This is a genomic window from Paenibacillus silvae, from assembly GCF_014639235.1.
In the GTDB taxonomy this organism is placed as follows: Bacteria; Bacillota; Bacilli; order Paenibacillales; family Paenibacillaceae; genus Paenibacillus; species Paenibacillus silvae.
In genome coordinates, this window is record NZ_BMFU01000003.1 from 542,888 (window position 1) to 564,420 (window position 21,533).

Consider the following 21,533-nt stretch of genomic DNA (forward strand, 5'->3'; position numbering starts at 1 on the left):
AAAGACGAATCCATTGATCTCAGGAGGAACACAACTTATGGGCAAAATCATATGTTTTCCAGCATTATCTGAAGAGCAGCAGCAGCGGATACAGCAAGCCGCACCAGGGTACACCATCCAGATCGGCAAAGCCAAGGAGCTCGATCCAGCTGAATTAAAAAAAGCAGAGATTATACTTGGATGGTCTTCCCTTATTCGAGAACATGCACTGAATGAGGACAGTCCACTGAAATGGATTCAGGTCTGGTCTGCTGGTGTTGATCATCTTCCTATAGAGGATCTGCAGCATAAGCAAATTCAGGTGACCAGTGCCAATGGTGTTCATGCCATCCCTATTACGGAAATTATTCTGGGCATGATGTTATCCCACAGCCGGTGGTTGAGACAAGCTATGCTGTATCAGCATCAGGCCGAATGGAAGGCTCCCGGCAAAGCACTGCCGGAACTGCATGGCAAAACGGCAGTAATCGTCGGCGTTGGGGAAATCGGCACCGAGACAGCACGAGTCCTGAAAGCTCTGGGCATGCACACTGTTGGCGTACGACGTTCAGGCAAGAATGTAGCAAACATAGATCTTATGTACGATATGTCCGGACTGCATGAGGCTGTCCGTCAAGGCGATTACGTAATCAATATTTTGCCACTGACCGATGAAACCCATCACATTTACAATCAAAATACATTTGATCAATTCAAAACGGATGCTTGTTTTGTCAATGTAGGTCGCGGCCCAAGCGTAAATACAGAAGCACTTCTAGGTGCTCTTCGCAGCGGGAAGCTCGCTTTTGCAGCCCTGGACGTATTTGAAGAGGAACCTCTCCCGGCAGACCATCCGCTCTGGGCAATGGACAATGTGTTAGTTACACCACATATCGCAGGAAGTACAGAGCAGTACACAGAACGCGCTCTTGATATTTTCATCAAAAATCTGGAAGCTTACGTTGCTGGCAAAACTCTACCACTCAACCTTGTCGATTATAGTCATAAATATTAACACAAACACACGTTCTCATGCAATATGATTCAAATTACAAATCAATATAAAACACAGAATATGTTGCCAAGAGTTCATAATAAAAAAACTCCATCAGGAAAAAATTTTCCTTGGTGGAGTTTTTCATAGAATTCAATTTGCTTATACCGTTCAGGAGCATACCCAGATATGCCTAACAAATGCACTTTTACGAACCGATCCATAACGTTCAATAGTCCAGCCCGCTTCCAATATACTCTCCTGAACCCACTCTGTAGAAACAATCACAGCTCGCCCACACAATTCACGTAATTTCATCAGCATTGCCCGCTGCTCATGATCGGGAAGAACAGAGCATAGATTGTACGGCATGTCGAATATTGCCGAATCATACCTTCCCTCAAGCTCCTTCATATCCCCTAGCGTGATTCGTTGTGCATCATATCCAAAATGCGGTAAATTGACACGGGCTCCCCGCACTGCAAGTGCATTCAGATCATTACCTCTTGCATCAATGCCTATGGACAAAGCTTCAATGACAACGGTCCCCATCCCGCAGCAGGGATCCAGCAAACGATGTTGTGCCTCCACTACTGGAACAGCGATATTCACAAGTGCTCTTGCCAGAGCAACACCGAATCCGGTGGAGTAGTTTTGTGGCTTCTGCTGATGAACCTGCCATGACTTGTCCGATTCTGTACACTGACCCAGGAGCCATTTTTGATTAATTTTGATTAGTCCGAAAGTCACTTTAGGTTTCTTCATCTGTGCTGTTCCCCGGATACACATTCCGATATCTCTTTCTAACTTGCGAGCCTGATCATAATCCGGCACAGCGTCTCCCGCCTTCAAACAAACCACCTTAAACGTTTCATCTGGATTCAAACGAATCTCCCTGGCCACAGGAAGTAATTCGGCAACTGCATCACCTTGTCCAAGCACATCCAGCCGTCCATGGATAAATGGACTTCTCCCCGGCAAAATACAACGCTCAGACCAAACATACGAGCTGCCGGCACTATTTATCGTCAAATCCGTTTGAAGCAGGGCGCTTAGTTCCATCTCACACAATTGCAGCTCATTCTCATGACATGCAAAGGTATACAGGTAATGTAAATGTAGAGGTTCTTTCGTTTGACCTTCTTCAATACGTTCAATTGCAGCAGAGCTTGCAGGATACACCTCGGCTTTGTTCAGATTATTCGCCATCATGCCCCTCTTTTCCCAGCCTTTATAGCCATCCTGCTCTTTGAGCAGTACCAAGCTTAGGTAGTCATTGTACCCAAAGTCAGGCTGAGAGACAACTGCATAGAGTCTAGATACAGCTCGTATTTGACCGGAAAATAAAAAAAACAGGGACCTCCAGCATCGGAAATCCCCCTTATCACTATGATTAGCACCTGGTCCTAAACCTAATTTTATGCGACGTATACATGATGGTTCAAACAACCGTTTTACCCTGTTTCTTCTATTAAAATAGAACAGCTTTATACAGAACAGATTAAACTTTCAGTTTTTCAATAGAAACGACCAGTTCGTCAGACATCTCCTTCAACGTTTGAATATTACTGCTGATCATTTCCAATGAACTTACTTGTTCCTCTGCCGAAGCAGAGACTTCCTCAACGCTGGCAGCCGACTGCTCGGACACCGCAGATATCTGCTGACTGAAATCATTCATTTGGCCACTGCTCTCTTCCATTCCGGCGAGTCCGTCCGTCATGATTCCAATGACTTCAACCATGCCTTCAACGGAATGATTAATAGTCCCGAATAACTGACCTGAAGCAAGTACATGCTCCTGTCCAAGCTGTGTTTCCTGCACACCGACACGCAGTTCGTTCACAACTCCCTGTGAGTCCTGTTGAATGTCCTGAGTGATGGTCGTAATCTCTTCAACAGAAGCCTGTACAGCCTCAGATAATTTACGAACTTCGGATGCTACAACTGCAAAGCCGCGTCCACTTTCTCCAGCCCGCGCCGCTTCAATTGAAGCGTTCAAGGCCAGCAGATTGGTTTGACGTGCAATGTCGTGAATCACCAGAACCAGCTTGGAAATATCTTCGTTTTTGCGATTCAGCTGCTCCATCTTGCTCATTGAGGAAGACACTACACTGGCAATCTGCTGCATCTGTTGTACGGATTCTTCCATTGCCTTCCGACCATTCTGTCCTTGCTCCAGCACCTGATTAGACATATTACGAAGCTGATTTCCCTGCTCCGCATGTTTCTGAATATGATCATTCAGTTCTTCAACAGCGCGAGCCGACTCCACGGCAGTCTGTGCCTGACTTTCAGCGGCCTTTGCTGATTCCTCCATTGTAATCGCAATTTGCTGACTGCCAATCTTGACTTCTTCCGAAGCGATGGCCAACTCATTGCTTTGCCGATTCACGGTTTCGGCTACACGCCTTACATTTAACACCATCGAAGTCAGGTTAGCTTTCATCTCATTGACCGCTTTCGCCAGAGCACCAACCTCATCTTCATGCTTCGTATGTACATCCTGTACGTTCAACTGACCTTCTGCGATCAATTTAACGGCACTGATGACACGAAGCAGCGGTTTAACGACTTGTGTACGGATAATCGGTACAAATATGGCCGTGATGATAATCATCACAAGCACACCTATAATCACTGCCAGCCTGCCATCCTGAACGGAACGGATCGTTTGGGCTGCCGACGCATCCGATTGCTGCTGATTGTAATTGACGAGGTAATCCAGATTCACCTGCATGGTATCAAAGGAGTCCGCTCCTTTGACAGCAACTTCCTTGGCAAGCTGCGTCTGTCCTTCGTCACTTAATCGAATCGCTTGCGTATTGATTTTAAGGTACGCTTCCCACTTATCCTTAAACGAATTCCAATTTTCCGCCTCTTTCGCAGACTTGCTCAATTTATCATAAGCGGCCATTGCCTGTGCTGTCTCGCGAATAAATTTGGTACGCTCTTCGTTAATCGCGGGTCTGTCGGATGCATCAGCATCAAAGTAGCGATAACTTAAAGACAAAATATGCTCTGTTGTATAGTTCAAGCGGTTGATCTCCTGAATAGACGGCATCCAGTTACGAGTAATGTCATTCGTGTTCGTTTCAATTGAATTCATCCGGCCAATAATAGTGACGCTTAGAATGATTAAACAGAGGATTAACAAGTAAAACGCGATGCTGATACGCAGACCGATACTCCTGATTTTAAATCTGCTAAACATATGAATTTCCCCCTCATGACAACTTTCACATCAAATCCAACTTTAGTGCAATATCAGCGGTTAACCCATGCTTTTGGCCTCTTGCAAATCGCACTCATCTATATTATAGCTATCGTCAAATAGCCATAAAATATTATAGCATTCTTTCGTCAGGTTGACGCTGTAAATTGTAAAAACATGTTGAAATTTATCGAATTAAAAAAGCTGCTTTATCCGAATACTTCGGATTTGCAGCTCTTGATTTCGTGTACAACACACTTCAATAATGCAATTTAACTGTTGCACTGCGAAAAGCGAATCAAACACTCCTCTTTGGCTTCGGCAAGCAAACGATAGGATTCCAGCCTGCGTTCATAATCCGGCCCAGACGTCACAACAAGTATTCCGTCTGCGTTTAACCTCTGCGTCAGCCGCCAAAGCTGCTGCCACACTTGTTGGGGTGTGCCCGCAATATGCTTGAGCACATCTGAATCGGAATCTCCTGAACCAACCAGCTCGCCTGAATCACGCAAGCTACCCGGTCCGGGACCATGCTCACGCTCCAGCTGACCGCCCGGCTGTCTCTGCTGATTCTCTCTGTGCTTGTCGGCCATCTCACGGCTCCAGATCAAAGCCTCTCTCTCTGAAGCAGCGCACATCACACTAACTGCTGCCATGACCAAAGGGCGCTTCAAGTGTGCGCTCGGAACAAATTGCTCCCGATAACGGCGAACAGCCTGCACGCCATCCGAATCACTCATGAATTGACCAAATACATACCCCATACCAAACTGGGCGGCAAAGGCTGCACTTTTGAGATTGGTGCCCAGCATCCATAGGGATATCGGAGTTTCAGGAATCGGACGAGCTGTAACCGGAACTTCCTCATACGTATAACGATCCTCCAGCAGCGCAGTCAATGACGCAAGGGATTCAGGCAGCTTCGAAACATGCTGCAGGTAATTGCCGCTGAGCGCCATGGTGGCATGTGGTCCTCCGCCCGGAGCCCGCCCTAATCCAAGCTCAATACGGCCCGGATACAGCGACGCAAGCAGACGGAACGACTCCGCCACCTTCAGCGGGCTGTAATGCGGCAGCAGGACGGCTCCCGAACCAAGCTGAATGGATGCTGTTCTTGCACCGATATGTGCCAGCAGCACCTCTGGAGCAGCTGAAGCAAGCTCAGCCATGTCATGATGCTCGGAAGTCCAATATCTGGCGTACCCCCACTCCTCAGCACGTTGAGCCAGAAGCACAGCTTGCTGAAGCGCCTGCTCAGCGGTCGCACCATTCAACCGGGGGACCAGATCCAGCACACCGAGGCTGATATTTTTTTCAAACGTCAAAGCCTCAACTCCTTATAAGAACACGCTTCTCTTCTCTTCTCTTCTCTTCCACCAGATCATAAATAGAGTCCAATAACCCGGACCACAGATGCAGCACGCTAATCGAGGTCATAGATCGAACCCACCTTCAGGCCGTACAGTTCATTATAGATTTTCTCGGCAAATGCATCCGTCATGCCGGCGATATAATCAATCACCATATGCTCCCAGGTCCAGATTGGCTGAGATTTGGCCTGATCCTTCTCATACCGTTGCAGCCAATCGGATGGAATGATGGATTTTGACGTTTCCGGATCAAGGAACGCATCCCATAAGCGCTTGATCATCCACTCACTGCGTTTCTGCAGCCGCTGTACACGCAGATCCCGAATCATCGTTACCCAAGCGAAGCTCTTGAGCACACTCACCGTGCGCAGCATGTCGAGGTCTTCCACACCCTCGCGCACGAAAGTTACCTTTTTCCAATCGCCATCATCAATGACACCAAGGCTGCCAACAAACAGGCTAACCCAATACGCTTTCACCTCACGACGTGTACGCGAGTAGTCATGCTCACAGAAAGGCATCTTCTCATTCCATATGCGCAGGAACGATGCAAGGACCTCTTCCACTTTTTCCGCGATAGCTTCACGGGTCCAGCCCTTCCAGAATAAATCCTCCAGCGTGGTTATTTTATCTACAATGAGCCGGTTGATATGCTGGTCCTGCAGGAAATGCTCATGCACCTCGATTTTGCCAGCCTTGATGCCGTCCTCCAGATCATGTGCAGAATACGCAATGTCGTCGCAGAGGTCCATCAGCTGCGCCTCAAGTGTTTTCTTGCCAGCAGGGATGCTCCAGCGCTCCCGAATCTCGCGGATGTACTGCCATTCATGATGGTACATGCCTTTCTTGCTCTCCGTTCCCGGATAAGGGTACTTGTTAATGCCCAGCAGCACGGCATCGGAGAGGTTCAGTCCATCGATATCCTCTCGCTTCTCCAGATACATAATAAGACGGAAGTTATGTGCGTTTCCTTCAAAATGCTCATATTTCCGCTTCAGCTCCGCGCGTACCTCGGATTCAGCCTTGGGCACTTTGGCTGTACGGCTTTTCTTCATGATCTTCTTGGTTTCTGTGTTGATCAGATCATCCAGAATGCCGTCCAGCACTTCTTCCCCTTTATGCCCAAAAGGCGGGTGACCGAAGTCATGTGCAATCGCAGCACACTCCACCACTTCCGAATCTATGATAAGCCCCGGACTCTCCGCCTGGCCAAAGTCTACCTCAGGATAACGCCGCAGCAGACTTCTGGCCGCTTCTCGGGCGATCTGCGCCACCTCCAGGGAGTGAGTCAGACGTGTGCGATAATAATCGCCTGTACCTGCTCCGAATACCTGTGATTTGCCTTGCAGCCGCCGAAAGGTCGGTGAATGTATCAGTCTGGAGTAGTCTCGTTCATACGCTGCACGCGAGCCCTCCAGTTTCGTTAATTCAGGATATTGTCTATGTTCTCTCAGATCATTCCATTGCATGTGAATCACTCCTAGCCGACTGTCTCTATTTTGAGTGATTATACACAACATCTGCGGTTTCGAAAAGCAAAACCTGCTCGTCATGTCATCTCTTCTCACATCAACTGGTGATGTACAGCCCTATCTTTAACTATTATACCCTGCAAGACTATGATCTGTGCATAGAATTAGAAACAACCTGGCGTTTGGCGGGAGAGAGAAGGCGCGATGATTGTACACATCAGAAACGGGTTGTGGGCAGTGCATGGACATGAGCAGAATGCTCGGAATCTCCGCAGCTCGTGCATAAGTGACAGATTTCCTATGATGTAGCAGACCGGAATGTGTGTGAAGCGAGCTATGGAGAGGCGGGATTATCAGACACCTATTGCAGAGGCTCCGGCATACGCAGCAAACCTGAACTTACGCAGAAGCTCCGGCATACGCAGCAAACCTGAACTTACGCAGAAGCTCCGGCATACGCAGCAAACCTGAACTTGCGCAGGCAATATGCTGTAGAAGACTTCGAATATGCAGCTGACCACCCTTGTTATGAAGCGGGACACCGCCATACTAGGAGCTTCACGCCACAATTGATATACTTCAATATTGGGCAGAACGTAATTAACACTACCCGCAGGCAAGCATCCCCCCCCCACCGCTAACGATTCTGAGAGAGCTTATTTGGCCCATTTTCACAGGTTTCCGATGCTAACGATTCTCACAAACGCTATTTCACCCCAAACCCGCAAAAAAACCGGAAATATGGAGCTATGGAGAGAATTAACGTCTCTACGAATCGTTAGAAAAAATAATGTGCAAAAAAGTGCAAAATAACGTTTCCAGGAATCGTTAGAGCAAATTAGCAGGTAGAGCGGATCGGGCGGGTTCAGCGGATTGGACTGAATTTAGCTGAATTGGTTCAAATTAAAGTAATGGAATGGAATGTAAATTGAGTTGAGTTGAGTTGAGGTAATGTAAGGTGAGGTGAGGTATTGTAATTTGCATTAAATAGAGTTGTTGCGTAAATGAAGAAACAACAACATCAGTGGCAGGTGAACTGCTCCATACTAAAAAGAAAGAAACCCGGCAGGCACATAACGTCTCCTGCCGGGTTTACCTCTAAGTAAGCTGAAACAAGCTATCGAGCTGTGATTCATTACGATCTCTTTTGCCATGCAGCTGGGCCAGTAGGAGCAGCTAAGTGTCACGCGTTCTATCCTATCACAGCTTCCTGCTTTGCATCGCTCATGCCAGCCGTGCAAGCCCAAGGTTAGGGCTTTATATAGTCACTCACGTTAAACATACACACTCACTCTAATCGTAATGAGGCATCAACCGGGTAACTCAATATTCAATATTCGATATACCAGCTGACTTACACCATCACTTTACAGATATCGTTCGTGAACTCAACCGGGTCCTGAATCGGCAGACCTTCAATCAGCAGCGCCTGGTGATACAGCAGGCTTGTGTACAAGCTCAATTTCTCTTTATCCTGCGCAAAAGCATCCTTCAACGATTTGAACACATCGTGGTTCACGTTGATCTCCAGCACTTTATCCGCCTGTACATCGCCGCTGTTCGGCATCGCTTTGAGCACCTTCTCCATCTCGATTGTCAGCTCGCCCTCTGTGGACAAACATACCGGATGGCTGCGAAGACGTTTGGACGCTTTCACCGCTTTGACTTTACCCGCCAATTGCGCCTGCATCGCTTCGAACAATTCCTTGTTGTCATTGTCCTGCGCTTCATTCTCTTCCTTCTCTGCACTATCTTCGATACCCAGGTCTCCGCTGGAAATCGATTTGAACTCTTTCTCCTTATAGTTCGTGATCATCTTGATCGCGAACTCATCGATATCGTCCGTAAAATAGAGGACTTCGTATCCTTTTTCCAATACACCCTCGATCTGTGGCAGCTTCTCGATCCGGCTGATCGACTCACCCGCAGCATAATAGATGTATTTCTGATCCTCTGGCATTCTGGAAACATACTCGTCCAGGCTCACCAGCTTGTTCTCCTTGGAGGACGTGAACAGCAGCAGATCCTGAAGTGTATCCTTGTTTGCGCCATAATCGCTGTATACGCCATATTTCAGCTGACGACCAAACGCTTGATAGAATTTCTCGTAGTTCTCACGCTCGTCTTTGAGCAAGCTTTGCAGTTGGCTTTTGATTTTGTTCTTGATGTTCTTGGCAATCAGGCTAAGCTGACGGTCATGCTGCAGCATCTCGCGAGAGATGTTCAAGGACAGGTCCTCGGAATCCACCATACCCTTCACAAAACCAAAGTAATCCGGCAGCAGGTCGCCGCACTTATCCATGATCAATACGCCGTTGGAGTAAAGCTCCAGACCTTTTTCATACTCTTTGGTGTAATAGTCAAACGGTGTGTTCTCCGGGATAAACAGAATCGCATTGTACACTACAGCGCCGTCCGCGCTAATGTGCAGATGCTTGAGCGGTTTGTCAAAACCGTACCGTTTCTCCATATAGAAGTTGGTATAGTCTTCTTCGGTCAGCTCGCTTTTATTTTTACGCCAGATCGGCACCATGCTGTTGACGGTTTGCTCTTCCTTGTACTCCTCGAACTCGTTCTCCGTGCCTTCCTTCGGACGGTGATTGGTCACATCCATTTTGATCGGATAACGAATGAAGTCGGAGTATTTTTTGATGATGGATCTCAAGCGATACTCTTCCAAAAACTCGTCATACGAGTCTTCTTCTGTGTTTTGTTTAATCGTCAGCACAATCTCTGTACCTACCGTGTCTTTCTCAGCAGGTGTGATCGTATAACCGTCCGCACCCTCGGACTCCCATCTCCACGCTTCGTTGCTGCCCAGCGTTTTACTCGTTACAGTCAGCTTGTCCGCCACCATAAATGCAGAGTAGAAGCCCACACCGAATTGACCGATGATGTTGTGTCCGTCTTTGGCTTCGTTCTCTTTCTTGAACGCCAGGGAACCACTTTTCGCAATCACACCCAGGTTGTTCTCCAGCTCTTCCTGCGTCATGCCAATCCCGGTATCGGTGATGGTGAGCGTACGATTTTCCTTATCAATTGTAAGCTTGATGAAGTAATCCTCTTTGTTGAATACGAGTGTATCGTCAGTCAATGCTTTGTAATATATTTTGTCGATCGCGTCACTGGAGTTGGAGATCAGCTCTCTGAGGAAAATTTCCTTTTGGGTATAAATGGAGTTGATCATCATATCCAGCAAACGTTTGGATTCTGCCTGAAACTCTTTCTTAATCGCCATGAATGAAGTGCTCCTTTCAAATTGGGGTATCGAATGATTTGCTTGAAAAAACCAAGCTGCGCTGCAAGGCAGAGGTCTTGATAACGAATCGTTTTTTGGAACGTTGTGATCCACCCATTTCATAACATCCGATTGAATGTGGGTGAAATTCTGTGATGAGGGCGAACGCTTTGTTTCCTGCAAATCCGATTTCGTTCACTCTCCACTAATCTTGCGCAGCATAGAACATGTTCGGCAAAATCATTCCATATGTAATGGTATAGCTGCTGAATTGTTAGCACTCAAATGACCAGAGTGCTAAACCCTTCTTTTTATATAACATATGGGAAAATTGGGTGTCAATACGAAGACGGTTATTTTAACAAAATGATTGATTTTACTCGGCATGGTACATACTTCAACTTGTTATATTGTTTCTTCACACCACACGTTCAGCACCGGATGTAGTTAGTCCTTGGCTATACGCTCGCTCGGCCGAATCACACCCCATCCCAGTGTAACGTACTTGCTCCAGCAACACAAAAAACCGGCTCGAAGCTCGGTTCGGGACGGAGTGTGTGGAGAAAGCAACCGATTACTAAAATCTGCGCGAATAGTCACTAACCTTAAACGCCGGCATAGGACTCAATTTCAGCCAAACGAACGATGGATTTCAAGCACCGGCCAACAAGTATGGTGTGTCTGAAAACGCTGAAGGCAGCCCATTTTATTTTTTTGAAATTTCGTTCCAACCCAGAAGGTTGATCGCAGGCGTGCCAGGGCATGTCAAGGGAAAGTGACGCAGCAGGGGGCGAAGTGGCGGTGAAAGATGCACCTTAGCGGGCTTCAAGATACAAGCCTAGACACCGCAGATTAGATACCGCAGACGTCAAATCACTGAGATCCGCTGGCAATCGGTGTCGTACCAAACTCAATCCTTTAACCTCCGACGTTAACTACTGTGCTGCAAGCAGCAGCGACTGAGATTCAAAAGCTAACGATTCTGAGAGACGCTAATTCACACTTTTTCAAGTATTCTCCATTCTAACGATTCACAGGAACGCTATTTCTCCCCATTGAGCAATAATTCAGGCAAATTCTCCGATTTTGCAATGAATAAGCTCTCTAGGAATCGTTAGCTTGGGAAATAGCCGGGAAATTGACATATAAGCTTTCCTGGAATCGTTAGAGTTCAGAGAGGCAGTTCACACGGTCAAGGCGGCTACCACTGTTACTACTGTTACTGGTGCGACTACGCTACTACTATTGTCACCGTTTTTCTTGCTGCTATTGTTACTCTAACTCTATTCCTGCCGCCACTGCTTTTACTACCGGTGCTACTAATGCTATCTACATGTAGTCGCTCCCAGCACGCGCGCCCTTCCTCATGACAAGGTGGTCAGTCCAACCTGCTGCTGCTGCCACTACCTCTACTTCTACTTCTACTTCCACTTCTACTTTCACTTCCACTTCCACTTCTAATTCTGCTACTATTTCTACTCTACCACCATCACTGATACTTCTACGGCTTTATATAGCACGTACCGAGGCTCCAACCTTCCCCCACTACTTCTTCGCCATCTTGGGATCAAGGGTGTCACGCAGGCCATCGCCCATCAGGTTAAAGCCCAGCACGGTCAGCATAATCGAAAGGCCAGGGAAAATAAGGGTCCACGGAGCCTTTTGAATAAACTGGCGGGAATCCGACAGCATTTTGCCCCATTCCGGGTCTGGCGGCTGTGCGCCCATGCCAAGAAAACCGAGTGCAGCAGCCTCAATGATCGCCGTGCCAATGCCGAGCGTGCCCTGCACAATAAGCGGTGTAAGGCTGTTCGGTAAAATGTGACGGAACAAAATACGTGCATTGCCTGCCCCCAGCGTACGTGCCGAGGTAATAAACTCCTCCTGCCGCAGACTGAGTACCCGTGACCGCACGAGCCGTCCATAGGTTGGAATGTTCACGATAGCAATCGCGAGTAACGCGTTTTGCAGCGAAGGCCCCAGAATGGCCACAATGGCAATCGCGAGCAGAATGGCCGGAAATGCCAGCAAAATATCAAATAAACGTGAGATCAGCATGTCCGCCCATTTACCATAAAATCCTGCAATCAGACCCAGCAGCGCTCCTGCGATCATAGAACCGATGACCGAGAAAAAACCAACCCATAGCGATATGCGCGCTCCATGCAGAACACGGGATAAGACATCTCGTCCCAAATCATCCGTTCCAAACCAGTGCTCTGCCGAAGGGGCCTGAAGTCGGTCCTGCAGCACCTGCTCTTTGTAATCATATGGTGTGATATACGGTGCAAGAAAGGCCAGAATGATGAAAAAAACGATAATAAGCAAACCTGCCAAAGCAAGTCGATTACGCCGAAAAGTCCTCCACGCCTCACGCCAGGGGCCTGCCCCGCTCGCGGGCACTGCATCAACAGTTTGTCCAGTATTGGTCGACAATTTGGCCATACAGGTTCTCCTTTGCTGAACATATATAAGTGTAAAAGAATGAATAAATGAACCAGCTGTCATGTCTGCTTCATTGTGTGTATAAGCAGTAATTCTCTTGCGGTGTACTTGCAGCTCATACTTGCAGTTACTAACTTGCACTTCTAGCTTGCAGCATTTCACCTGTAATTTCGCTATTTGCAGAATCCGTTTTTTCCACACATTCGTCCTTCTTACTTGTAACTGATCCGCGGATCAAACACGGCATACAGCAGGTCTACAATGAGATTGATAACTACGAAAAAGAAAGCTACAATCAGAATTCCGCTCTGAATCACGGGATAGTCCCGCGAACTGATTGCTTCATATATATAACGTCCAACACCCGGCCAGGCAAAGATCGTTTCTGTCAGCACCGCACCGCCCAGCAGCGACCCGGTCTGTATACCGATGACGGTCAGCACGGGAATAAATGCATTTTTGAGTGCATGTCCGTATACGACAAAAAACGGCCCCAAGCCTTTCGCCTTGGCGGTACGAATATAGTCCGAGCTCATCACTTCCAGCATGCTGGAACGGGTCATTCGTGCAATAACAGCCATCGGAATTGTGCCCAGTGCCACACTTGGCAAAATCAGATGTTTGGTCACCGTCCACAGCTGATCCCAGCGTCCCGCAAGCATGGTGTCCAGCACATACAAACCTGTAATCGCATCCACCGGATCACGCGCATTCATGCGTCCGATCGACGGCAGCCACTGCAGCTTGTTCGCAAACAGCCACTGCTCCATGAGACCCAGCCAGAAGATGGGCATGGATACCCCGACAAGAGCGATGACCATGCAACAATAATCAAACCATGAGTTATGCTTCCAGGCACTGATAATGCCAGCATTCACCCCTATAATAATGGCAAACAGCATACTCGCCATCGTGAGTTCAAGCGTTGCAGTCAGATAAGGGCCAATTTCCTGGGCAATAGGCACCTTGGTGCGGATCGAAGTGCCCAGATCCCCTTTCAGCAAATCGCCCAGATAAGCGAAATATTGCTGGAACCAGGGTTTATCAAGTCCGAGTTGGTCCCGGAGGGCCTGCTTGGACTGTTCGGTTGCTTTTTGCCCCAGAATCGTCTCGGCCGGATCACCAGGTATCGCATGAATGATCGAAAAAACGATTAGCGTCATGCCCAGCAGAACGGGCAGCAGTACCAGCACACGTTTGACAATATAGCTGTTCAACTCCAGATCACCTGCCCTAAACGTATCATGCGTATGAGTTCATATACGTGAGATAAGAAAAAGCACTGGCAAACACACATGCTTTGGAGCGTCACTTCCAGGATGCAGAATCGTCTAACAAGCATTGCATGTCCACCAGTGCATTTGCCCTGGTTACACTGTCATTTGTGTCTTACCTTTGTTTGATTTTAATTTGGTTTGGTTTCGTTTCACTCAAAATAAGCTCCCGCATACGATTCCGTTCCCAGCGGAGACGTCACAAATCCTTTCAGATTCGCTTTTCCAGCCAAAATCGGCGTGGTATGCACAAGCGGAATCCACGGCGCGTCCTCCTTGATAATCACCTGAGCCTGTTTGTACAGTTCAGCACGCTTGTCCTGATCCGTCTCCTGCTGCGCTTTCGTCAACAAACCGTGCAGTTCCTCATTCACATAGTAGCTGCGGTTGTTGCCCGGAATAGCGTCCTTGTCCAGCAGGGTGTAGAGGAAGTTATCCGGGTCACCGTTGTCTCCCGTCCAACCGAGCATGTAAATATCGTCTTTCTCCCCGGCTTTGGAATCGTCCAGATAGGTTGCCCACTCGGGGGATTCAACGTTTGTTTTTACACCAATTTTCTCAAAATCCGCCTGAATGGCCTCCGCTACCTTTTTGCCATCCGGCATGTATGGACGGGATACAGGCATCGCATAAAATGTCACCGGATCAGGCAATCCGTCAGGGTAGCCCGCTTCGGCCAGTAAAGCTTTTGCCTTTTCCAGATCATAGGTATAATCTTCAATCGTATCATTGTAGCCCCATAACGTTGGCGGCATCGGGTTGACCGCTGGCTTCGCCTGTCCCGCAAAGAAGGCGTCGATCAGAGCCTGTTTGTTCACAGCATGGTTCAGTGCTTGTCTGACTTTGACGTTATCAAACGGTTTTTTCTTAAAATTAAATCCGAGATACGCCACATTGAACGGCGGACGCTCAATCTTCTGCAGCTCGCTGTTGCTCTCCAGAATCGACAGATCGTCCGGATTCAGGTCCTCCATGACATCAATCTCGCCATTCTGCAATGCGTTGAAACGCGCGGTGTTATCAGGAATGGAGCGCACGATCACCTTGTTCAGCTTAGGCAGCCCTTTCTTCCAGTAATCCGCGTTTTTCTCCAGCGTGATGGAGTCGTTCCGCTTCCACTCTTTGAATACAAATGGACCGGTGCCTACAGGCTCGCTCTTGAAATTCTCCTTTTTCTCCTGAATCGCGGTTGGACTCGCAATCCCGAAAGAGGTCATCGCAATATTTTGCAGGAAAGGGGCTTGCGGCTGGTTCAGGGTAAACTCAACCGTTGTCTCATCCAGCGCCTTCACTTCCTTGATCACACGCGCGCCCTCTGGCCCAAACATGGAATCGTAATAGTCGAAGGAATCACCTTCGAATTTATATTCACTTGCCGGATCACTCCAGCGATTAAAATTAAAGACAACCGCTTCCGCATTAAAGTCGGTTCCGTCATGGAACTTCACCCCGGATTTCAGCTTGAACACATATTTCAGTCCGTCCGCCGAAATCTCCCAGCTCTCTGCCAATCCTGGCACGACCTCGGTTCCACCCTCCTTGTAATCGAGAAGTGAATCAAACACCTGATGCCCGATCTTGAGCGATTCCCCATCGGTAACAATAGCCGGGTCAAGCGCAACCGAGTCTCCACCACGTCCCATAATCATCGTATCCTGGGCGGCTGCTTCTGTAGGAGGATCATTGCCTTCCGCTGGCGCCGGCGTACCCTCGCCGCCCTCCTTACTGCTGGAGCAGCCAGATAACACAAGTACGGTACTCAGTGCCAAAGTCAGTAAACCGGACATCCATTTTTTTCTCATTCGCATACGTTACAACACCCTTTCCTGTCTCATAATGTGTGTGATGCTCGCGTCAAAAAAACGGTAATTCTGGCAGTGTGAGTGATGATGTTGTGATGGTGATGCTTTGTGTAAATGAGTAGTTCAACTTGAAGCCAATCATCAGGTAATATCTTCGTAGATTTGAGTGCCTCGGTTACTTGTATCTATATAAGTTGAAGTTAAGATTTTACACACACCACTCCGATGACAGAATAACCTTCCAATCGCTGTTATCCCCAGATTTTTTTGATCCCCTTTTCCAAAGGGGAAAATCCGGTGATAAAGGCGAACGCTCCGCTTTTTCAGGTTTTTTCTGTCCCCTCCGTTCACGTGTAAATACATAGCTCGACTTATATATTAAAGGCTTTACATGCCTCTGATACCTGATTTAGAGTTTTGAAAAATTGCAGCCCAGATGGTTCTTGAATTCAGACTCACATATAAACCCCTTCCAATCGGACGGATTACACGTAATGAGTGTTGTCCCTATTTAAACTAAGGTCAATTAATGGCTGAGCTATGACCCTATCATATCAAGCGTAGAAAGAAAGGTGCTCCTTTGGAACAACCAAAGACACACATACAGATGATCAGTAGGTGATCCACGACATGTAACCAGGTTTAGTTTACTGAAGCACAATTCATTGAAATGGGCTGTTTATGTACACAGATTGATTTTCATGGGTGTCTGATTCATAGAAATACGAGTAGAAAAGAATAGAACAGATTGACGACGCTACAATAACTTCGAATGTTATGGTTTTGTCATGATGAGGGAGGTTTATCGTTAAAATCGTGGTGAAAAACATTTTGGTGTAATTTACTTTACATTACATTTATGAATTAAACAAGAGATTTAGAGACTTATGTCTTTAACTTTATCTTACACGTTATTTTTACTGACATTATGTACAAAAAAGGAACACAGCTCGACAATAATCGCCTGCGCTCCTTGCGTTTGTTTCTCCACATTTCAGTTCTGTTCTATATAAGTTGGACTAAATATTTCACACACACCACTCCGCTTTTTCAGTTTTTTTCTGTCCTCTCCGATCACGTGTAAAAGAATAGTTCAAGTTATATTCCGAACCGATTTATTTTTTAAACATCCCTCTACGGTACATGACGGTAATAAAACGATAAAAATCGTAGCTTGCTCCGTTATCTATGCTAAACAGCGGATTTTTGGTGTCGTAGGCCAGTGCCGCATCGACTGCAGCTTTTGCCCAAACCGGAACTTCCATCTGCTGACGTGCCTGCAAACGGTCAACCTGTGTTTTGAGCGCATCAAACGCGGCTTTCTGTTCAGCTGTCATCGGTTCGCCCCCTTTCGGTGGATTCGGATTGGATGGGTTCGACGGGTTGCCAGGATTGGTTGGGTTGGATGGCTCGGTGGGGTTCGTTGGATTGGTCGGGTTCGGTGTAGTCGCTGCATATCTGGCTCTGAGCTGTGCTGCCGTCCCCTCAAATTCATTCATATCCACGTTACCGGTTATGCCGTTTACCTTCCCTGAATCCGTATACTGCCAGAACGTCCATTGTTTCCACGCTGGCTGATCATCGGGCACACGTGAGTTGCTGTAACGTGCAATCCACAGATCGTAGGTGCCCAAGGAAGCATCAAAATTTCCGGCAAAGGAGTTACCTGTGTATATGATCGGCTTAACACCTGTGAGTTGCTGCAGTTCTGTTAAAAAGGCTTTCGCCACAGTATTCATCTGTGCTTTGCTCAGATTGCCGGGGTTATTCTCGTAATCCATCACGGGCGGCAGCTGCAGCGCCTTTGCTCCCCCGACTTTATTCAGCGTATTGGCATAATGCGCCGCTTCCGCCTTCGCAATCTCGGCAGTTGTTCCGCGGAAGAAATGATAGGTTCCCACCATCATGCCCGCAGCCAGCGCACCCGTTACATTTTTCTCAAAATTCGGATCGACATAGGTTCGCCCTTCGGTGGCCTTGATAAACACAAACGTTATACCGCTTGCCTTCACCTTGGCCCAGTCGATATTGCCCTGATACCGTGAGACGTCAATGCCCTGCGTGTTGCCCGAGGTTCTGTTTTGCAAAGTTCTCACACCCTTTATGCGGCTGATGCCGTTTGTGTATAGTAAATGCGGACGGGTTAAGGGTTGCTTGTGTGCGTGTCCCTTAGTTGATGAAAGGAAAATTGAATGTCCGCTTGCAGGAGTTGGATAGCAATAGTTCATAGCCATGGTTCAAAATATAGACTGCAATACGAGAATTACCCGTGGTGAGTATGGCACTGCTCCCAAGCTTTAGACCCTTACGTTAACAAACGTTCAGGCGAAACCCAATTTCCGGCAAACATTTTAGTAAAACTTTAGCTTGGGCATTTAACGCTTGTTCACGTTATCTTTCGTTGTTGGTGACTCTGTTTCATTCGAATCGGTATGGGAAAAAGAATCCTTGGTTGAAGGTGAGAAGTTGCCGGGGGAATCCCCGGCTCCTCCCTTCCCCTTCAGCACCTCGATCGCCTGCCGAATGGCTGGCGGGATTGGTGCACCCAGTTTGCCCCCGTTTTCAATAATGGACAGCAACTCATTCGCGATATAAAAAAAGGCGACCGCATCCCTGAACAAATGTCCGTCTCCCAGAACACCGTCCACCAGATGAGCCACCGATACCATTGCAAATATAAATACCTTTCGCGCGATGCCAAACATACCAACATTACTTTCAAGCTTACCCGTCATGCCCGCCACTGCGATGCCTGTTAGATAGTCGAGAATGACAAACACTAGCAGAACACCGAGCACTCCTGACCAGCCTCCAAAGAAATAGGATAGCATCCAGCTACCAAGGGCCATTATGCATTTCCCTAAGTAATCCATGTTATCCCTCCAATATATATTATCAAAAAAAGATTTAATCGTATTATGAAAATAAATCAAAAAACTACACCTTTATCAAAGTTTTTAATCCCCCAAGAAACATCAATGGCTCTAACTTCTGTATCTACTCCTGAAATATTATTGATTTTTGTATAAATAACATCTATTTTTAAAGTTTCACCTCCACTATCTACCTCAACAACAATATCGTTATATGAATCTTTAGCTAATTTATCGTATACTACAATTCCGCTTTTAAAAATTTTAATGCGAACATTGTAATATGTTTCATATTGGGCTAATCGATAACCATTGACAGAAACTCTAACTGAACCACCATACTTCAGAGAAAATGATTTAGAAAAGGTATTTATATATCCTACTGGATTATTACCATTTGGATTGTCTAGTCTATAAGACGAATTACTAGGCATTCCTTTAAGCACATAATCTGATAACTCGGAAGTTAATTCAATTGTTTGAAGATTTCCAATCACTCCACCAATATTAACTGCATTTTTCACATTCCCAGCTACTAGGTTTTCAAAGTATGCCGTTATTTTTCCCCCACCGTTATGATAGCCAGCAGGAATGAAAAACTCTCCACCTTGTGTGTTGATCGTAGAAACTTTTGCACCTTGATTCATCATTGTTCCCGTCAATTTATTGGCTTCAGTATTACTAAATGTATATCCTGATAATACCTCTTTACTTGATGCATTTCCCGTAGCCTTGATGACTCCTGCAACTTTATCGACCAATTGCTCCCATGTTTCAATTGTAGAAGCGACTACACCAATATTGTTAAGTGCAGAAACCATTTTTGCTTTTTGCTCAACTCCAAGCTGTATTGCAGTTACTACTTCACTCACAGCATTTTTCACCGCTTTTGGAGTAGCTGCCATATTTTCTGCATTACTATCTACTGCATTCGACAACTGCACCTTCCCTTTCTGCGTCAAGGACGCATCGGGGATATCCATCTTGCTCACCGCTTCGCGAAGCTCATCCAAATCGTCTTGCGTGGCAACACCTGCATCAATCTTTTCAAAAATTGAATTAATGCTCTCCCGGGTCACATTCTCATTCCCCAAAGGCAGGGGGAGATTTAATCGATCTGTATCTTTTGGCATTACGCCCACACCTCCAGTTCATTCCACGTCAATGACGCGTCATCAAGTTCATCCCAAGTCATCTGTTTATTGTCCAGATCGTCCCAGACCAGATAACGGTATTTATATTCCACGGCCATATGGGCCGGTTTCAGTTCATCAATGGCTCGTTTTAGATCATCAATATTGGGCGGGATACCCATCGTATCGACAAAGCTCACCGTAAAGCTCCACGCTTCTGGTTGAAAAGTTACATCCACCTTGCCCCCGGCATACGCCTCAGCAACGTTTGCAACCTGTCTTCCCGAGAACTTGCCTGCTCCGCGCAGCTTCGACTCAACCACAGCACGCCGCTGCTCCACAGGTTTGAGACGGTCTGTCTCAATGCCAAGCTCCTGCTCCCAGTAATCCAGCCCCCACGTCGCCGTGCGGACAAAAAACTGCTCCAGCGTCTCGTCCAGTGCCTGATACAACAGATCCATCTCCATGCCTTTGGCCTGCATATCGGCCTGCATGACACGCGAAGTCTCATAATACTGAGGTAAATACGAGAACAGCTCCTGCCCTTTCTCACTCGTCAGTCCAACATCTACAACATTCCTAACCACTCCCCCAATACTACTCATGCACATCCACCGTCCCCAGCACAGCCACCTGGCTGGCGGTCATCTCGATATTCTGGTCGCTTACCCCGTTTACGGTCAGCTCCGAATAGTCGATAATTGGCGGGATGTCGAGCAGGATTGCGGCAATGCGGGTGTAACGTACGAGCGGGTCGGCAAAAGCAAGCTGCTTCAAATACGCGGTTACTCCGCTCTCGATTAATGCCCTGACATCTGCCAGCGTTGCATCACTAGCCAGCGTCAGCTTCACCTGAATGTTCATCGGCACTTCCTCCGCTGGCATCACCGTCACCACTGGCCCCGCCGGAGCAACACCTTCACCTTGTCCATCCTGCGTTGGATCAACATACTTTTGCACCGCGGCTACCAGATCGGAGCCTGCCGCACGTTTGTCCGTATCGAGCAGATACAGTCCAACCGTGCCCGGCCCCTGCCAGAGCGGGATTACCCGCGTCGCCCCGACGCCCGGTACTTCACTGGCCCACTGCACATACTGTGCCTTATTGCCGCTTGTTCCCTGATTGCGGACTTTGGCATAAAAGCGCTCCAGCAGCGCCGTATCCGCCTCCACGTCCGCACCGCCCTTGATGACGTCCGTGTTCACCACAGACGTTACGCCGCTCAGTGGTGTAGACAGCACGGTTACCGTGCCTGCGGGCACATTGCTCTCTTTTCCGGCAACAAGCGCTCTCACACCTACACTCCCGAAACCATCCTCACCAAGCTCCACACGACCAACGGTTTCATATTCGAGCGATGCTTCCCCGGACAACTCATCTGCGAGCGTAGCCACCACCGTGCCCAAGGGCACAACCTTTCCCGGTGTACCTGCAAATCTAACTGTTCCTTGTGCATACACCGCTGCCCTGCGCGTAATCCCGTGCTCTCCAGCCCGCAAATCCAGCTCCTCAGAACGGAAATTCGGATCACTGCTCGCCGCCGTACTGGCAAATCCACGCCGCAGCAGCTCCTGTGCCCAAAGCGCCGCCTCGGACAGCATAAAAGCTACCGGAGCCTCCGCATCCCACAAAAACGACCCTTCCGACTTATCCAGATCCGCGGGCAGACGATCCAGCAACCGCTGCATAATCTGTTCCTCCGTCTGGTCCTCCAAATAACGCGGAATCTCAGCCATCC

Annotated in this window: 14 protein-coding genes; 1 reads left to right on the plus strand and 13 read right to left on the minus strand. The window is 47.7% G+C overall.

Features of this window, described 5'->3' with window-relative positions:
- Positions 1 to 37 precede the first annotated feature (37 nt).
- Positions 38 to 994 carry a D-2-hydroxyacid dehydrogenase gene (locus tag IEW26_RS13390; RefSeq protein WP_188592754.1) on the plus strand — a complete coding sequence of 319 codons (957 nt, stop codon included), beginning with the start codon at positions 38 to 40 and terminating at the stop codon, positions 992 to 994.
- A gap of 150 nt (positions 995 to 1,144) precedes the next feature.
- Here the strand turns inward: IEW26_RS13390 and IEW26_RS13395 are convergent, their stop codons facing one another.
- From IEW26_RS13395 to IEW26_RS13460, 13 genes are all read right to left on the minus strand, one after another.
- Positions 1,145 to 2,185 (minus strand): TRM11 family SAM-dependent methyltransferase, encoded by a 1,041-nt coding sequence (locus tag IEW26_RS13395; RefSeq protein ID WP_229729843.1) that lies wholly within the window; start codon positions 2,183 to 2,185, stop codon positions 1,145 to 1,147.
- 289 nt (positions 2,186 to 2,474) lie between these two features.
- Positions 2,475 to 4,187, minus strand: a complete 1,713-nt coding sequence (locus IEW26_RS13400) for a methyl-accepting chemotaxis protein (RefSeq protein ID WP_188592755.1) — start codon at positions 4,185 to 4,187, stop codon at positions 2,475 to 2,477.
- A 272-nt stretch (positions 4,188 to 4,459) separates the two neighbouring features.
- The gene (locus IEW26_RS13405) at positions 4,460 to 5,512 is read right to left on the minus strand and encodes an MsnO8 family LLM class oxidoreductase (RefSeq protein ID WP_188592756.1); all 1,053 of its coding nucleotides are present in this window, start codon (positions 5,510 to 5,512) and stop codon (positions 4,460 to 4,462) included.
- A gap of 98 nt (positions 5,513 to 5,610) precedes the next feature.
- Positions 5,611 to 7,026, minus strand: coding sequence for a deoxyguanosinetriphosphate triphosphohydrolase family protein (locus tag IEW26_RS13410; RefSeq protein ID WP_145403473.1), 1,416 nt, complete (start codon positions 7,024 to 7,026; stop codon positions 5,611 to 5,613).
- Between the two features lie 1,357 nt (positions 7,027 to 8,383).
- Complete coding sequence (gene htpG / locus IEW26_RS13420) at positions 8,384 to 10,267, minus strand: molecular chaperone HtpG (RefSeq protein ID WP_188592758.1); 1,884 nt, start codon at positions 10,265 to 10,267, stop codon at positions 8,384 to 8,386.
- Positions 10,268 to 11,812: 1,545 nt separating this feature from the next.
- Entirely contained in the window at positions 11,813 to 12,712 is a 900-nt protein-coding gene (gene nikC, locus IEW26_RS13425; RefSeq protein ID WP_188592759.1) for a nickel transporter permease, read from the minus strand.
- A gap of 212 nt (positions 12,713 to 12,924) precedes the next feature.
- Positions 12,925 to 13,929 (minus strand): ABC transporter permease, encoded by a 1,005-nt coding sequence (locus IEW26_RS13430; protein WP_111272511.1) that lies wholly within the window; start codon positions 13,927 to 13,929, stop codon positions 12,925 to 12,927.
- Positions 13,930 to 14,138: 209 nt separating this feature from the next.
- The gene (locus IEW26_RS13435) at positions 14,139 to 15,788 is read right to left on the minus strand and encodes an ABC transporter substrate-binding protein (RefSeq protein ID WP_188592903.1); all 1,650 of its coding nucleotides are present in this window, start codon (positions 15,786 to 15,788) and stop codon (positions 14,139 to 14,141) included.
- A 1,115-nt stretch (positions 15,789 to 16,903) separates the two neighbouring features.
- Positions 16,904 to 17,875, minus strand: coding sequence for a glycoside hydrolase family 25 protein (locus IEW26_RS13440; RefSeq protein ID WP_188592760.1), 972 nt, complete (start codon positions 17,873 to 17,875; stop codon positions 16,904 to 16,906).
- A 288-nt stretch (positions 17,876 to 18,163) separates the two neighbouring features.
- Positions 18,164 to 18,661: a phage holin family protein gene (locus tag IEW26_RS13445; protein ID WP_188592761.1), complete on the minus strand. Its 498-nt coding sequence runs from the start codon at positions 18,659 to 18,661 to the stop codon at positions 18,164 to 18,166.
- A 56-nt stretch (positions 18,662 to 18,717) separates the two neighbouring features.
- Positions 18,718 to 19,794, minus strand: a complete 1,077-nt coding sequence (locus tag IEW26_RS13450; RefSeq protein ID WP_188592762.1) for a tail fiber protein — start codon at positions 19,792 to 19,794, stop codon at positions 18,718 to 18,720.
- Complete coding sequence (locus IEW26_RS13455) at positions 19,794 to 20,399, minus strand: YmfQ family protein (RefSeq protein ID WP_188592763.1); 606 nt, start codon at positions 20,397 to 20,399, stop codon at positions 19,794 to 19,796. The genes IEW26_RS13450 and IEW26_RS13455 overlap by 1 nt, the downstream gene beginning before the upstream one ends.
- Entirely contained in the window at positions 20,392 to 21,531 is a 1,140-nt protein-coding gene (locus IEW26_RS13460; RefSeq protein ID WP_188592764.1) for a baseplate J/gp47 family protein, read from the minus strand. Before IEW26_RS13460 ends, IEW26_RS13455 begins: the two co-directional genes overlap by 8 nt.
- Between the last annotated feature and the right edge of the window lie 2 nt (positions 21,532 to 21,533).

What these genes read in the sequence shown, in the direction of transcription:
- IEW26_RS13390 (WP_188592754.1), top strand. Translation starts at nt 38, where the DNA reads ATGGGCAAAATCATATGTTTTCCAGCATTATCTGAAGAGCAGCAGCAG.
- IEW26_RS13395 (WP_229729843.1), bottom strand. Translation starts at nt 2,185, where the DNA reads ATGATGGCGAATAATCTGAACAAAGCCGAGGTGTATCCTGCAAGCTCT.
- IEW26_RS13400 (WP_188592755.1), bottom strand. Translation starts at nt 4,187, where the DNA reads ATGTTTAGCAGATTTAAAATCAGGAGTATCGGTCTGCGTATCAGCATC.
- IEW26_RS13410 (WP_145403473.1), bottom strand. Translation starts at nt 7,026, where the DNA reads ATGCAATGGAATGATCTGAGAGAACATAGACAATATCCTGAATTAACG.
- htpG (WP_188592758.1), bottom strand. Translation starts at nt 10,267, where the DNA reads ATGGCGATTAAGAAAGAGTTTCAGGCAGAATCCAAACGTTTGCTGGAT.
- nikC (WP_188592759.1), bottom strand. Translation starts at nt 12,712, where the DNA reads ATGGCCAAATTGTCGACCAATACTGGACAAACTGTTGATGCAGTGCCC.
- IEW26_RS13435 (WP_188592903.1), bottom strand. Translation starts at nt 15,788, where the DNA reads ATGAGAAAAAAATGGATGTCCGGTTTACTGACTTTGGCACTGAGTACC.
- IEW26_RS13445 (WP_188592761.1), bottom strand. Translation starts at nt 18,661, where the DNA reads ATGGATTACTTAGGGAAATGCATAATGGCCCTTGGTAGCTGGATGCTA.
- IEW26_RS13450 (WP_188592762.1), bottom strand. Translation starts at nt 19,794, where the DNA reads ATGCCAAAAGATACAGATCGATTAAATCTCCCCCTGCCTTTGGGGAAT.
- IEW26_RS13455 (WP_188592763.1), bottom strand. Translation starts at nt 20,399, where the DNA reads ATGAGTAGTATTGGGGGAGTGGTTAGGAATGTTGTAGATGTTGGACTG.
- IEW26_RS13460 (WP_188592764.1), bottom strand. Translation starts at nt 21,531, where the DNA reads ATGGCTGAGATTCCGCGTTATTTGGAGGACCAGACGGAGGAACAGATT.